The sequence below is a fragment of the Tenuibacillus multivorans genome (assembly GCF_900103915.1).
GTDB lineage: Bacteria > Bacillota > Bacilli > Bacillales > Alkalibacillaceae > Tenuibacillus > Tenuibacillus multivorans.
In genome coordinates, this window is sequence record NZ_FNIG01000001.1 from 493,922 (window position 1) to 508,886 (window position 14,965).

Annotated in this window: 9 protein-coding genes and 1 pseudogene; 4 read left to right on the forward strand and 6 right to left on the reverse strand. The window is 39.8% G+C overall.

Annotated elements, in window-relative coordinates; all coding sequences use genetic code 11:
• Window positions 1–65: 65 nt before the first annotated feature.
• The 5 genes from csaB to BLP77_RS02545 all read right to left on the reverse strand — a co-directional run bounded on the left by csaB (window position 66) and on the right by BLP77_RS02545 (window position 7,789).
• Window positions 66–1,136 (reverse strand): polysaccharide pyruvyl transferase CsaB, encoded by a 1,071-nt coding sequence (gene csaB / locus BLP77_RS02525; protein ID WP_093855520.1) that lies wholly within the window; start codon window positions 1,134–1,136, stop codon window positions 66–68.
• A 1-nt stretch (window position 1,137) separates the two neighbouring features.
• Window positions 1,138–2,994 (reverse strand): DUF5693 family protein, encoded by a 1,857-nt coding sequence (locus tag BLP77_RS02530; RefSeq protein WP_093855521.1) that lies wholly within the window; start codon window positions 2,992–2,994, stop codon window positions 1,138–1,140.
• 187 nt (window positions 2,995–3,181) lie between these two features.
• Window positions 3,182–4,741 (reverse strand): putative polysaccharide biosynthesis protein, encoded by a 1,560-nt coding sequence (locus BLP77_RS02535; protein WP_093855522.1) that lies wholly within the window; start codon window positions 4,739–4,741, stop codon window positions 3,182–3,184.
• The gene (locus tag BLP77_RS02540) at window positions 4,738–5,469 is read right to left on the reverse strand and encodes a WecB/TagA/CpsF family glycosyltransferase (protein WP_093855523.1); all 732 of its coding nucleotides are present in this window, start codon (window positions 5,467–5,469) and stop codon (window positions 4,738–4,740) included. Before BLP77_RS02540 ends, BLP77_RS02535 begins: the two co-directional genes overlap by 4 nt.
• 370 nt (window positions 5,470–5,839) lie before the next feature.
• Window positions 5,840–7,789, reverse strand: coding sequence for an S-layer homology domain-containing protein (locus BLP77_RS02545; RefSeq protein WP_176752936.1), 1,950 nt, complete (start codon window positions 7,787–7,789; stop codon window positions 5,840–5,842).
• Window positions 7,790–8,269: 480 nt separating this feature from the next.
• Here BLP77_RS02545 and BLP77_RS02550 point away from each other — a divergent pair, with 480 nt between their 5' ends.
• Window positions 8,270–11,266 (forward strand): S-layer homology domain-containing protein, encoded by a 2,997-nt coding sequence (locus BLP77_RS02550; protein ID WP_093855525.1) that lies wholly within the window; start codon window positions 8,270–8,272, stop codon window positions 11,264–11,266.
• Between the two features lie 693 nt (window positions 11,267–11,959).
• Here the strand turns inward: BLP77_RS02550 and BLP77_RS15580 are convergent.
• A complete protein-coding gene (locus BLP77_RS15580) occupies window positions 11,960–12,316 on the reverse strand; it encodes a hypothetical protein (protein ID WP_143001387.1) in 357 nt (118 codons plus the stop codon).
• A 70-nt stretch (window positions 12,317–12,386) separates the two neighbouring features.
• Here BLP77_RS15580 and BLP77_RS16215 point away from each other — a divergent pair.
• The 3 genes and pseudogenes from BLP77_RS16215 to BLP77_RS02565 form a co-directional block, all read left to right on the forward strand.
• Window positions 12,387–12,689 (forward strand): annotated as a pseudogene (locus tag BLP77_RS16215) (SwmB domain-containing protein); the annotation flags it as partial.
• 422 nt (window positions 12,690–13,111) lie between these two features.
• On the forward strand, window positions 13,112–13,465 hold the full coding sequence (locus tag BLP77_RS02560; RefSeq protein ID WP_093855527.1) for a hypothetical protein: 354 nt from the start codon (window positions 13,112–13,114) through the stop codon (window positions 13,463–13,465).
• Between the two features lie 502 nt (window positions 13,466–13,967).
• Window positions 13,968–14,576 carry a hypothetical protein gene (locus BLP77_RS02565; protein ID WP_176752937.1) on the forward strand — a complete coding sequence of 203 codons (609 nt, stop codon included), beginning with the start codon at window positions 13,968–13,970 and terminating at the stop codon, window positions 14,574–14,576.
• Window positions 14,577–14,965: the final 389 nt, after the last annotated feature.

The following is a 14,965-nucleotide window of genomic DNA, read 5'->3' on the forward strand; positions in this document are numbered from 1 at the left end:
AAACCTAAAACCTCAATAAATAACGGGAGATAACTGTCAAAACAAATCTCCCGCTAGAAAACTCATTAATTCCGATTAAAAACATCAACCGCCATCTCAGCCGTATGTACCGCATCGCGATGCAACGACTCCACACGCTTTTCATACGCCGACAAGTCACGCTCATGCAAACTTCGAGCCGCCTCCACGATATCCTCAGCTCCCCATTGATCCTGACGCACATGACCGACAACAGGCTGATCGACCATCGAGGCAAACGAATCAATTTTCGGATCATATGATAACGCAGCAAAAGGCGTATGACTAATCGCCGCAAAAATGAGCGCGTGCAGCCGCATACCAACGAGCAACTCCGACTCGCCAATTAAGGCAATTTTCTCTTCCATCGATAGGTTATACGGCGCAATCTTACTTTTCTCGCGCATCATCTTCGCCGTTTCCTTAGACGTTTTATAATCGTGCTTCCCATGCATCGGGACAAACACGATCGAATAACCGTCGCGAGCCAATTGATCGAGCGCATCCGCGATACGAATCAGGTACGGCACCTGCGTCTGCCATTCGCGCACACTCACAGTCACAATCGGCCCCACCACATTGACATCTGCCAACCATTCACTAGTAAAACGTCGTCCATCTAGACCGAGCACCGGATCCGGCACGACCGTCACCCCTGGCGCAACCTTCATCCGCTCAAGCAACGCCTTCGAATCCTCATCACGCACGGTAATCTGATCCACCTTATTAAACGTCGATCGTAACAACCACTTAGACAGCATCCGATTAACCGGCCCGACGCCTTGCGCATAGACGAATACCGACTTACCAAACCACTTCGCCATCCGAATAATCCCCGCATAATAAGGAATCGACTTAATACTCGTCGCATCCTGCATCAAGCTGCCACCACCGCTAATCAAACCATCACTCGATTTAATCACCTCACGCACAGCCTTTAAATCAAACCGATTCACCGCCTCAACATCATACAGCTCAGCCGTCTGACTCGGATTATTCGATAACACTGTCACCTCAACATCAGGCTTGAGCTCGCGCAGCGTCCTGACAATCGAAAACAAAATCGCTTCATCGCCAACATTGTCAAACCCGTAATACCCCGACATCACAATTCGCATTTTACTCACCTCGCGGGAAAAACTTTCGCGCATAATTATAAACAAAATTAAAGACAACAATGGCGATGAGACCAATGATTAAGCCAAACACAAGCCCATAAACCGTACGCAATAACGAAATTTCAAGCGGAATATGGAAATGGGTGAACGTATTCATAATCGATAAAAAGCCGATGACACCAGGAATAAGCAGGAGACGTCCCCAAATCTTACTGTAACGCATCACATATAGACCAAGCACGAACGCCGGGAACCCAAGTAAAAATTCCTTCGTTCTCGGACGGACATATAGATACTCTTCTAACAGCTGGCGCATCGTCATTTCGATTTGACTGACCTCGTTCGTGTTTCCGGTCCGCATTAGATAGTACAATCCTACCGCACCGAGTAAACCGATCACGACGAGATGCCAGTATTTCGCTTCAGTATTAAGCATCCGCAAGCCGATCTGCCAGAAGAAATACACCGCTACAAACGCAATCGGCAGTAGATAAACGAGCTTCACGCCACGGAACATTTCAAAACCGGTAATAAACCCGTTACCATTTAAAACGGCAACGACAATTAAAATCCCAACGAACGTATAAAGCGTCGCCATCAGGAATCCTTTTAACATGTTCGGAACAGACCCCGCATGATTTTGCGAAGCCTTCACAACCGCATAGGACGGTGCCGCCACCGCAATACCTAACGCAAACGCCTGCGCAAATAACAATCGGTCCGTGAGCAGGTAAGCGATCGCTAATAACGCCATCAGTCCTGTTACACCGAAACGTAAAATCATCACCGGCACAATTTCAGACGCGATATAAATAAACACAACCCCAGCCGCAAACGCCGCTAACACGCTCCAAAACGGAATATCGACATCTTCAAACGGGGCAGGGGAGCCCGTCGTAAACTTGTCCGGCATCTCTGCATACAGCATATCTAAAAATTCAGTCGTGCCTTGTAAGCTCTCATGCGGCTCCGCATCCGGCACGTGTAAAAACAACGAACGCATATTACGCTCTTTCACCGCACGAATCGCCTGGTCCACATCTTCCTCTAAACTAGTGTTATCAAGAGTCAAGCTATGGAGACGAACAAAATCATAGCCCGTATTCCGCGAAATCATCACATTCCCTTTTTGACGAGTAAACTCAATATCGTAAAAATAATAACCCGCATCATGAAGCTCATTCGTCAGCTCCGTCATCACATCAAGATCCGGATACCCAATCGCTTCCTCACCCGAGAAGAGTAAACCGTTAAGCTGACCATCTAAATTCGTTAAATAATCAATCGTCGTTTCATTCCCGTATTGATCGGTATTTTCGACCCGTGCGATATAATTAAAACCATACGACTTAATCTTTTCAATCATCTGCTGGTCATAACCCAGAACGGTATTTAACGACATCTGACTATCCATTTTAAGATGTAATAATGGCTCTGATCCCACCATTACTTCTTCCATTTCAAAGTGCTGGAAGATTAAATCCATATAAAACTCATTCTCCGGAAGGGATACAAAGACGCCATCCGTATCCTCCGTAATCTCAAAATCATACTCACTAAAACGAAGCGCCTCTTTTAAATCAGTCGGCGAATATAAATCAATAATTTCATCTTCATCCATCGAATCTAGCGAAATCGGCTCAACACTAATCGTCGTTAAACCCGCATCCTTTAATTCCTGCAACGCCTCATCAAGCGAAATCCCACTCTCAGACGTGAGCTCCTCAATCTCAAAATAAGGCAGCACCGTTTCATATGTAGCATTCGATTCCTCAACCTGCCAGCGATTCACGACCCCAGGCAGCGAAGCCAATAACAGAAGTATCACAATCCCCAAAAGTAAAATCCGTTTAGACATGCATTTCTCTCCTTTATGTATGTAATATTCAGCGCGAACCTCATACCGCGCTTAAGTTTTTTGAGACAAACTTAAATAAAAATGATATGAACTTAAACAAAAATTTTGTAACTTAAATAGATTTAAGGAAAACTTACACAACTTTTAAGCCAACTTAAACAAAAACTGCTTAAACTTAAACACTTATCTATTTAAAAAACTTCCCAATCACTGGGAACTGGGCTAATAAGTCACGCCCAATCGCTTTATACACGAAAATCTGCACCGCATACAGAGCGGCACCGACTAGAATAGCAGCGACCACATAGCCCATCGCTTCTAGTCTTGTCCATGAGGCGATATTCATGTATAACGTTGGAAGGCCAATCAACGCCCCCATTACAATAGAAGAAAACATAATTTTAACTACATTCAAATCCATCACTTTAAACGGTACTGCACGGTAAATGAACACGAACGTCGCTGTCATTAAAATTAAATAAACAACTAACGTCGACATCGCCGCACCATCTAAGCCAAACTGCTGGATCAACACGACGTTGAGCACCGTTTTCACGACCATCGAGCCGAGGACAACCAACGCCGCACGACCAGCCCAGTTGATCCCCTGCATAATCCCGATCGAAACAACTACAATCGATGTAAACACGGAACTCACATTTAGAATCGCAAGGACTGTGTTCCCCTCTAAATCGGTAAAGAGCGCGAGGTTCATTGGTAGCGTCAACGCAAACAGTCCTGCCGCAGCCGGCCACGAGACTAAATGCGTCATGTAAAACGCTCGCTCAATAACCGAGCGCGTCTCATCAAACTGACGCTCCGCCAACTTCTTCGTAATCAGCGGCACAAGGGGGAGGACGACCGACATCGAGAACACCGTCGCAATCTGAACGAGCGCCAGCCCACGACCGTAAATCCCGTATAAATAATTGATGTCACCCGTCTCAACACCAGCCGTCCGCAAACCCAATGGCACGGTAAACGAATCGACGACATTGACTAAAGCCATCGTAATCGTCCCAATCGCAATCGGAATTGACACCTTTAAAATACGCTTCGCCCAGTGTTTAAACGTCGCAAACGAATAACCTTCGCCCGATGCCACAGCCTTCACATCCGAGCGCATATACGTCCAGCGTAAAAAGACGAGTGAGATAAACGCCCCGATAATCGAACCTGACATGACACCGCCAGCGATGACTTCATCCGATGCCCCCTGCTGAACCAACACATAAGCCGCCACTAAAATAATCCCAACACGGACGAACTGCTCAATCACCTGCGACACCGCAGTCGGCGTCATATTTTCAAACCCTTGAAAATACCCACGATAAACCGCCATATAAGGTGCGACTAGCAAGGTTGCTGCCACGACAACTAGCGCCAGCTCCGTCTCAGGCCCACCGAGCATATAAGCCAACTGATCCGAGAACGCAAATATAAGAAGAAAACTCGTCACTCCGAACAACAGACCTAAAATGCTCGCCGATATGTAAATCTCCCGGATAGCCCCTTGATGATCCTTCGTCCGCGCCTCCGCAATCAGCTTCGAAATCGCAATCGGAATCCCAGCAACAGACAAAATCAACGCCACCATATAAACCGGATACACTAAACTGAAAATCCCGAGCACCTCATCACCCGCGATGTTTTGAAGCGGTATACGAAAAATACTCCCCAACACCTTCGACACTAACGTCGCGACTGATAAAATGACCGTACTTTTAATAAACGTCGACCGACTCATCGTGATCCCTTAACTTTCTGTTTTAAAATTTTTAACCCGAACCGAGGCAGGGCTAACATCCGACGCCAACGACTCGGCTGCTGGAATAAGCGATATAACCATTCTAAGTTGAGCTTCTGCCAAATCTTCGGTGCACGCTTCATCGTACCCGCAATTCCGTCGAAGCTACCACCAACCCCGATAAACACGCCATGATCAAATTCATCTAAATGCTCACTGATCCATTTCTCCTGACGCGGGGCACCAAGTCCGACTAACACGATGTCTGGATTCGCATCCCTAATATTCTGAGCTACGGACGGATCATCCCAGTCAAAATAACCATCCCGATAACCGACAATCTCAAGCCCCGGATATTGACTCACGATTTTCTCCTGTGCCGTCTCGATGATCTCAGGCTTAGCCCCAAGAAAATAGAAACGATAACCCTTCTCGTCACCACGATTAAACAACTCATGAATCGTGTCAAAACCCGTGACACGACCAGGTAACGGCTCGCCTAACAACTGAGCGCCCTTAACGACACCGACACCATCCGCCGTTACAAAATCCGCCTCATGCGCTAGACGCATAAACTCATCATTTTCCTGAGCCAGCATCACAATCTCTGGATTGGCTGTTACGACAAACGTTTTTTTCTTTTCTGAAATCCTTTCTTCTAATAAGGAAACAAATCCATCTTGATCTATATGAATAAAAGGTACTCCTAATATAGTTACACGCCTCATACCGATACTCCTTTAAACTAGTACATATGACTAAATAATACCATACATTAATAGTCGCTAGAAATAACATTTCTGTTACGAAATCATGTAAGAAAATAAAGTTCATTGGGTGATCAACTAATATGATTGGGGAATCGTCACCCTACATGGGGCAAAAACCTCTCATCAATGGGGGATTATCACTCTACAATGGGTAAAAACTTCTCATGATTGGGGAAACATCACCCTACATTGGGCAAAAAACTCTCATAATCGGGGAATCAGACACATCCACCGGGCACTCAACCTATATCATAGGCCATCCAGACCCCCGTACCAAAACAAAAAAAGAAGCTCGCCGCAACCAGCGGCGAGCCTCCATCTAAATCTATTATTCTTCTTCAGTATCTTCAACTTCCTCAGCCTTCACATCAATCACATAATCACTATGAACATAAGCTGTTTCACCTTTATATGTGATTAAGTACCAATCACCGTCCATCGCTGGTTGATCGCCTTTATCTGAAATACCTGGAACCACTTCACCATTTTGAAGGGAACCGAGATCGTCAGCATTCGTTGAAGGTGCGCTACGAACATTTAATGTATAGCCTTCACCAACATCAACCTTAAGCGGAACGGCAAATTCTAAGAACTCACCTGACGCCCAGCCCGTGGTACCGTCGTAATCAACCTTGTACCAACCGCCGTTATATCCTACGACTTCAACTGGAGCACCTGCTGGAATTTCGCCAACTTCATTATTCGCCCAAGTATTCGGATAAGAACGCATATTCAAGTGCGGCTCAGCCGTTGACTCCATCATGACACCATTATACGTATCTAACACCGCATAACGTTCTTCAATTGGAGGTAACGACGTTTCACCTGGCATGTCCTCAAACTCAGGAACATCGAACTGCATCGCATATGAATCAGTTAAATCATATTCAGTAAACATATCATGAATTTCTTCGGCTTGAACTGTAGCCCATTGTGTATGAGTCGCATATTGATGGTCCCCTGGGTCTTCAGGATCCCAGCGCATCTTATACAGTGTATCTTGTCCAATACCAATATAATTTCGGCTAATGTGCTCAGCCCCACCTTCGATTGCTTCAGCAGGGGAGAACCAGCCTTGATCAAACGCATATTTCGCGCCGCCACGAATTGGCTGACTATCAACCGCACCATATCCATACATATTATAAACGATATGGTCGATCCGTTCGTCATCTAAATCGCGAATAATGACGGGTTCTTCTTCACCATCATCATTCTCTTCCATTGGAACTTCACCATTCTCATCAACCCCGACACCTTTTGCTAATGTCGAAGTCCCATTACCGGTTTCATGGAACGCATGAGCAATCAGATAAATCTCATTCACATTATATTCCTTACTCGCGTCAATAAACGCCTGAGCTTCTCCATCTAAAATGCCTTTACCATCTAAAATGTCGTTATTAATTTCATCAGCCGATAAACCGGACTGACCCGATAGAACTAAGAATTGGTAAAATTCACTTGAATCTTGGTCAAAATTTTCCGGATTGGCATAATACTCAACAACCAGCTGACTAGCTATAAAAATTCCAGCCCCATCCACTTTTGGAGTCTTATTCATCTGGATATTAATCATATTTGAAAAACTAATATCATATGATGAAGTTGTGTACTCAGCATCAGGGTCCTTAGCACCATCATCAGAATCATCTGGCACATCAACTAAACCTAACATTCTATTAAGTAAAGCCGACGCTTCACCACGAGTTGTATTATCATTCGGTGCAAAATTCACTTCATCACCAGACGATTTTCCCGCAACTACATCTAACGTCACGAGCTTCTCAATTGATGGCTTGGACCAGGACTGAATCTGACCCACATCATCAAACGTTAATTCAGCATTGTCAGCATCAACACCACTGAACGTTAAAGCATTCATAATCATAACCGACATCTCTTCACGAGAAATCTTAGCATTCGGTTTAAACGAGCCATCATCATAACCATTTACTAGATTATGACTACTTGCAATCGAAACTGTTTCATAATACCAACTGTTCTCACCAACATCGCTAAAGCTTTGAACATTGCTATCATTTAATGATAGATTTAATGAATTCACGATAAAAACAGTGAACTCAGCACGCGTCACTTCACGATCAGGTTTATAAGTACCATCTTCATACCCATTTAAGATACCTTGATCAATTAATTGACGCATATCCCATTCAAAATAGTGACCTGAAACATCATCATGTTCATCAGCAGAAGCGGGAATGGTAAACGAAAACGTTAAAGCGAATATTAAACTAAATAAAAGAGATCGCTTCATTGAATTATGTATCCTCCTCTCACAAATATATGTTGATACATAATAATCTATCAAAAAAAGTCGAGAAAGAATAGATAAATTAGTAGGATATTGTAAAAATTTAAAAGATTCAAAGGCACATCCGATAATATATAGGAAGATAAATATGAATCTTTTGTAAATTTTTAGCCAATATATTAGAAAAATTATTGACATTTAAATTCTATTTGTTAATAATAGTTAAAAGAATATAGAAATTTTCTTGATTTTTCTGCAAAATTTGTAATAGTATTAAGATGGAAATGAAATCAGAATGTAAAAATTCATTGATTTTCCCATTTACTAGTGTTATATTTTTAGTATGAGTTTCATAGAGTCATCAAGAAATACATATGAACTCAGTCAGGTATCAATGAAAACTATAATTTTTACATATTTAAATGTGTTTTTAATTATAGTTTTCAAATATATAAATTTATAGTTTCAAGGAGGAAATGATTAATGGCTAATCTACGTAAGAATAGTCGTAAAGTATTTGCGACATCCGTATCAGCTGCTATGGTAGCTTCTGCAGTTGCTCCTGCAGCAGTATCAGCTGACACACAAGACTTCTCAGACCTTTCATCTAGTGATTACTACTATGACCAAATCATGGCTATGGTAGACGCTGGAGTACTTAACGGTATGGGTAACGGCGAATTCCAACCAGAAGGATCTGTTACTCGTGGTCAAGCAGCTCAAGTAATGATGGGTATGCTAGACTTAGAAGCTAGCGAAGACACTGAGCTTCCTTTCAGTGATGTACCAGAAGATGAATGGTACACTGAAGCAGTAAAAGCAGTATACGAAGCAGAAGTTATGGTTGGTGAGGACGATGAATTCCGTCCTGAAGACAACATGACTCGTGCTGAACTAGCACAATTAATCTATGCTGCATATGACGTTGAAGATGCTGAAGACACTGAGCTTCCATTCGACGACGTTGAAGACACTTGGTATAGTGACGCTCTTAAAGCTCTATATGCACAAGAGCTAATCGCTGGCCAAGATGAGGATACTTTCGCTCCTCAAGAAAACATGAAACGCGGTGACTTTGCACTATTAACTGCAAACACTGACTATGCTTTAGGTAGCAAACTTGAAAAGCCTGAAGGTTATGCACCAGAAGTTGAAGATGTAAGTGCGAATAACCTTAAAACTGTTACAGTTGAATTCACTCAAGACATGAGTGATAACGCTGAAGCAGCTAATCTTGAGAATTACACATTAGAAGATGCAAATGGCGATAAAATCGACCTTGCAGATGTTAAAGTAGATGGCTCAAAAGCTACTTTAGTCCTTGAAGGAAGCGTTGATCAGCAAGATAATGCAACTTTAACTGTTTCTGCTAAATTAGTAGCAGAAAAGACAGAAAAAGAATTCCAATTCTCTGATACTGACATTCCAACAGCTGAAGATGCAGAAGTGATTGGTATCCGCACAGTAAAAGTTACATTCAGTGAACCAATTACAAATGCTGAAGAAAGTGACTTAGAAGATGGATTTGAACTAACTGATGAAGATGGTTCATCTTATAATGTTGATGATGTTATTCTTCAGAATGGTGGAAAAGAAGCACGTGTATCATTCTACTCAGACTTCGAAGAAGGCACTTATGAACTTTCAGTTACAAATGATTTAGAGGACTATGCTAGCTATAGCGTAACTCCAAAAACATTTGAAGTTGATGTTGAACCTGATGAAGAAGCACCTGTATTAGATGACTATAGAAATGCAACTAAATCTCAAATCACTCTAGTCTTTAATGAAGATATTGCATTTGAAGATGAAAATGCGTTAGTTGCTTACCACAGTGACTATTATGAGTCAGAAGACTTCGAAGATGAAGAAAAAGAAGTTGTTCAAAATGACGACTTAGTTGAAGAATTCTATCATACTAACTCAAGTAACCACGCTTCAAAAGTAGAAATCGACGGTAATGAAGTTACTGTTACTTTCGATAAAGAACATGCCCTTCCTAGTGGTTCTGCATATGTTTACGTAGGTGGAGACACAGTTAAAGACCTATGGGATAATGTTCAAGAAGATACAGAAAGAATCACTGCAGGTGTAGAGCTAGATGAAGAAGCTCCAACTGTAGAAGAAGTTGAACAAAAAGAGGATACGCAAGATCAATTCACTATTGAATTCAACGAAAACCTAAATGAAGACTCAGCTGAAGACTTAGATAATTACACGGTCCTTAATAGTGATGATGAAGAAGTTGAATTAGATGATGCTGAATTAAATGGTAAAACAGTAACAATTACTTTTGAAGACGACCAAATTGGCGAATTTACAGTAGTTACTGAGGATATCGAAGATTCAGCAGGAAATGCTACTGCTAATGCTGAGCATGATTTAACAATGAAAAATGTAGCACCATTAGATGTTTCAGAGGACTTCGAGGGTAAGTTCTATCAAACTGATGCAGATGGTAATGTAACTATTACCGTTGACTTTAATCGTCAAATGAATACTGAAGGTAACAATTCAGTTCTTGATTTATCTAAGTACCAAATTGGTGACGTAGTATTAGATGAAATCGATGATGTAAGCATCAAATCAGTTAATAGCGACCAAGGTGTAGAAATCAATTTTGATGATGAAGACTATGAAGATGCTGTTGAAGAAGCTGAAGGCACAGAAATTGATTTCATAGAAAATGAAGGTCCTGTTGAAGTAGAAATTAGTAGAGTTGAAGATGCTGACGGTAACCGTTCTGATTTCACAGATACATTTGAAATCAATAATGGATTAACTAATTCAATTGGTGCTGAATCTGTGAAAGTTGTTGATAATGATACTATTGAGGTAGAATTTACTGATGGCTTAACTGACTTTGACGGTGATGAGTTTGTTGTTGGGTATGAAGGTACTGATGGATTCCAAAAATTAGATTTAAGCAGTGTAACCCAAAACGAACTTAATAAAGTTACTTTCAGATTGGCTGAAGACTTAACTGATGGTCTAAACGAAGTTGAAGCTCCTGATACTGATATCACATTAGAAGTAAGAACTGTAGATCCTTCAGCAGAAACAGATGTATATAAAGCAGTTGAAACTGAGGACACTCACAGTGAATTTGGTACAGGTGTTTTACTTGATGGATCAACAACTGTTGAAGACCACATTGCACCAGAATTAAATACTGATGAAGACGACTATGTCGCAGACAATGTTGTTACTCTAACATTTACTGAAGACTTAGCTCACAATAACACTTTTGCAGAAACTGACCTAGTGCTTATTGATGAAGATGATAACAAACTTGAAGCTGGAACAGATTACGAAGTTGGCACTAGTGATAATACATTAGTAATCACAGTAACTAACGGCTATACTGGTGAGTTAGAAATCTCTGCTGATGGTGCCGAATATATTTACGATGCATCAAGTGTAGCTAACCCTATTTCTGACTTCGATCTAGAAGTTGATTTAGAAGCAGCTCCTGAATAAAACTAAACGAAACGTTACTTCATAAGTTCACTAAGTGAACGAAAGAAGTGAAGAATACACCTCAAGAATGACACTCAAGAATAGATTAAGAATATTGCTCTTTTCAAGTTGCTCATTCTTGGGGTATTCTTTAACTATCGTGACCAAAATTTGGGTGTGAACCCCAAACATGGTAACAGCTCATCTTTTTACCATGCGCCTAATCCTCCTGCATCCAGTGAGGCTCTAACAAGCCGAAGGGGTGAAGTCAGGTGAAGTCGTACTCAGTGAGAGTCTGAGGCGGGGCTCCTTAAAAGATGGCTATGACTAGTAAACGAATCCACGTTGATCCAATATGAGCTAATCAATACTATGGTTTGCTAAGCTAGGAGTTTAGTATTGGTCTCTATACTTGAAATCGTATAGTAGGAAATAGGGAATTAGAGTTGTTAAACTATTTCTTCTCATACTGAAAAGTGGGAGTCTAAGGTCATCAAAACAAGGGATGGTCATGATGGAACGTTTGAAGTCTTATTGGACCGAGATGTGTTAGCATCGACGACGCTAATAAGATGGCAGCGGGTTTGTAGTAGTGACGATTGCTAGCCAATTGAACTTGAGTGGTAACATTCAAGGAGGATAAAACTAGCAGGAGCGAAGGAACCCAGTCAGTAGGTATCTCTTAATTGATTACTTATTTCCCTATAATGAAATCTAATTATATAGGCTTGCGAAATAGCGTAAGCCTTTCCTTTCAACCTGTTGGCGAAATTTGTTGGAAAAGAGAATATATTGTCCTATTGACGGCACGCCGTATGCGATGAAAGTCGCTTGTATGGTGTAGGCTCGAACCGAAAGCCACGAATAAGTGGTATAAGACGAGAATAGCGTAGACCCTGTTGAAGATACAGCTGTATCAGCAACAGCAGTAGATGAAGGACAGACTTTAGATAACTCTACTTTATCTGGTTCATTTGAAGATGGTAATGGTAATCCAGTTGCAGGAACATTAGCATGGACTGATGGTTCACAAACAGTAGATTCAACTTCAGATTTTGAGTGGACATTCACTCCAGATGACACTGATGCTTACAATGTTGTTACAGGAACAACTCAAGTTGTTGCAAATGATGTTACAGCACCGACAGTAAGTTCTGCTTCTGTTACAGGAACATCACTTACTATTACATTCGATGAAGCATTAGCTGGAAGTACTGCGGACGCTGCAGCGTTTAGTGTTAATTCTACAGATGGATCAACACCTGAAACTGTTAATGTACAAGATGCTAGTGTAAACGGTACAGATGTTACATTAACATTGGATACTGCACCTACTGCAGGTTATACAGTTACTGTTGATTACACTGCTACTAGTACAGATGACTTAGAAGATTCTAGTCAAAACGCAGTAGAAAACTTTGCTGAACAAAACGTTACTAATTAAAATTAGTGTCTTAATAAATACTCAGTCAAGATTTTTTCTTGACTGAGTATTATTTTGTCTCAGATATTATTAAGTGTTGTACTGTCCTTTCCCCTTCAAAAAGTCCATCTGTAAATAAAGTTATTAATCTACTAATTTTTCTAAAGTTAAAAAGTGAAAATACAGATAAAAAAATAGAAAAAGTTTGTTGAAGGATAACATTGAAGAGGGTAGAGATAAAAAAGGACATGGCAAAAAAGCCTTTTAAAAGATGAATTCTAAAAGGCAAAGTCATTAGAATCTATTAATGTATGTTCATTCAAGCAACTCTTTTGTATGTATGGTAAAGATCATTCAGCACAGAAGTTGCTTTTACTTTTATCTTTTCCAAATTTGTAGTTATGATATCCTTGAGATAAGGGAAACTCAAGGAGTGAATTAATATGGGGATCATTTTTCTAGCAATTAGCATACTATCAGTTCTAGTTCTATATATATCAGGATACACACTATTATTTTGGGTAGCATTAGTGAATTTAATTCTTCATTTGATTATTGGATTAACAATTCCAAATATCATAGCAATGAATACAATGAAAAAGCATAAAGAAAGGGTGTATAATCTAGAAAAAATAGGAGCAACAGATACACAGGTTTATAAAGTTATAGACGAAGATGTAGAAATTGCAGACGAAGATCGGAATTCTGTTCCTAATTGGATATATATATTTGGGATGTTATCTACAAGCATTAGTGTGATTTTACTAATTATAGGACTGTCTAGGTTGAAGTTGTAATACATGCACTTTCCCAAAGCTAACAGCATCTTAATACATTTTATATAAACACTTGTATAATCATTTGACCTAAAATCGTATCAAGCAGTTAGTGTAATTTTTTATAGAGCTTAAAATACTTAGACATTTACTTCCTTCAGTGAATTTCATCAAATTGTGTCCCATATGAATGATTACATCCTTTTAGAAAGCAAGTTTTATAAAGAATCATCTAAACAATCCTTTTGATCCACTCCTTATTATGATACTCCAAATTCTTGTAGTTCGTAATCTATCCAATCAAAATAAAACCAAATTCATGACAGTTAAAATAGCTTTACCTTTATCACTTTAATAACCTCAATCGATAATAGTATCAAAGTAGTGTGAATTAAAAATTATAATATAATACCCTCATAAACCCTAAACAACCATTACGAATATTGAGGGTTGACAAATGTTATTTTGTGGTTTATTATATATTTAAACCCTAATAATCCCTTAGGGTAAAGGAGGGTATCAAATGAAAGTGTTTCAAATCAAATCTAAACCACATGGTATTGACAGAGAAAATCAGTTTATTCATGATAAGTTCATTTGTATTGGGTGGCCTGGGATTGGAGATTTAACTTATTCAGGTCGTGAAGAAATTAAGGAACAATTACAAAAAAAGTATGGATATGAAGGACAGAAGCTTGGATATTGTTTGGGTGTAGTAAATGCATTTGTTAATACAATGACAGAAGGTGATATCGTATTATTATCTTCTAATAAGAACAACCTAGTACACATAGGAATTGTGGGGCCATATCGTTATGAAGATAAATACGACAATAATGATGATGGAATGTGCCATCAGAGAGATGTTAATTGGGTAAAAGTTGTTGATCAGAATGATTTAAATTCTAAGATCCAAGAATTGCTTAGAAACCGTGGAACAGTAACACAATTTAAATATCCTTATGAAATGTCTGAACTTGAACAATTGTTATATGGACAGAAGGAACGTCAAATAAAGGTGAATGTAAAATTAGAAGAAAAATCTCTTAGAATATTAGAAGAAGCATTGGAATCTGACAATACTGATCACCAAATAAAAGCAGCGATGGCTATATTGCAATACACAAAATAGTGGGTAAATTGGAATGACTAATGAATCCTATACAGGTTTTAAATTATATATATTAAAACTAAGCTATCACATTGTGGTAGCTTAGTTTTGTGAGTGTTAGCATTTTGCTAGACTATTCTTAATAATGTGTGAGAAATTATCAATGTTTATTAGATAGACATTTGATTGAGCACAAGAGAGTATGGTCTGTTATTATCCGAATAAGAAAATTGTTTTGTTTCAAATAATACAGTGGGCTCAATAGTTGCATCAATAGAAACTGATAACCCTATTCCCATTTATTATGTGTAACCTGTCCCATAACATAACCAAAAGCTAATAACTGGAAAGCAAGTATTGAACATAAAAACTTCGTGGCTTATTCAATATATACCTAAGTTAACCTTAAT

Coding starts and splice junctions, on each gene's coding strand:
- csaB (WP_093855520.1), bottom strand. CDS start 1,136: ATGCGAATTGTGATGTCGGGGTATTACGGGTTTGACAATGTTGGCGAT.
- BLP77_RS02530 (WP_093855521.1), bottom strand. CDS start 2,994: ATGTCTAAACGGATTTTACTTTTGGGGATTGTGATACTTCTGTTATTG.
- BLP77_RS02535 (WP_093855522.1), bottom strand. CDS start 4,741: ATGAGTCGGTCGACGTTTATTAAAAGTACGGTCATTTTATCAGTCGCG.
- BLP77_RS02540 (WP_093855523.1), bottom strand. CDS start 5,469: ATGAGGCGTGTAACTATATTAGGAGTACCTTTTATTCATATAGATCAA.
- BLP77_RS02545 (WP_176752936.1), bottom strand. CDS start 7,789: ATGAAGCGATCTCTTTTATTTAGTTTAATATTCGCTTTAACGTTTTCG.
- BLP77_RS02550 (WP_093855525.1), top strand. CDS start 8,270: ATGGCTAATCTACGTAAGAATAGTCGTAAAGTATTTGCGACATCCGTA.
- BLP77_RS02560 (WP_093855527.1), top strand. CDS start 13,112: ATGGGGATCATTTTTCTAGCAATTAGCATACTATCAGTTCTAGTTCTA.
- BLP77_RS02565 (WP_176752937.1), top strand. CDS start 13,968: ATGAAAGTGTTTCAAATCAAATCTAAACCACATGGTATTGACAGAGAA.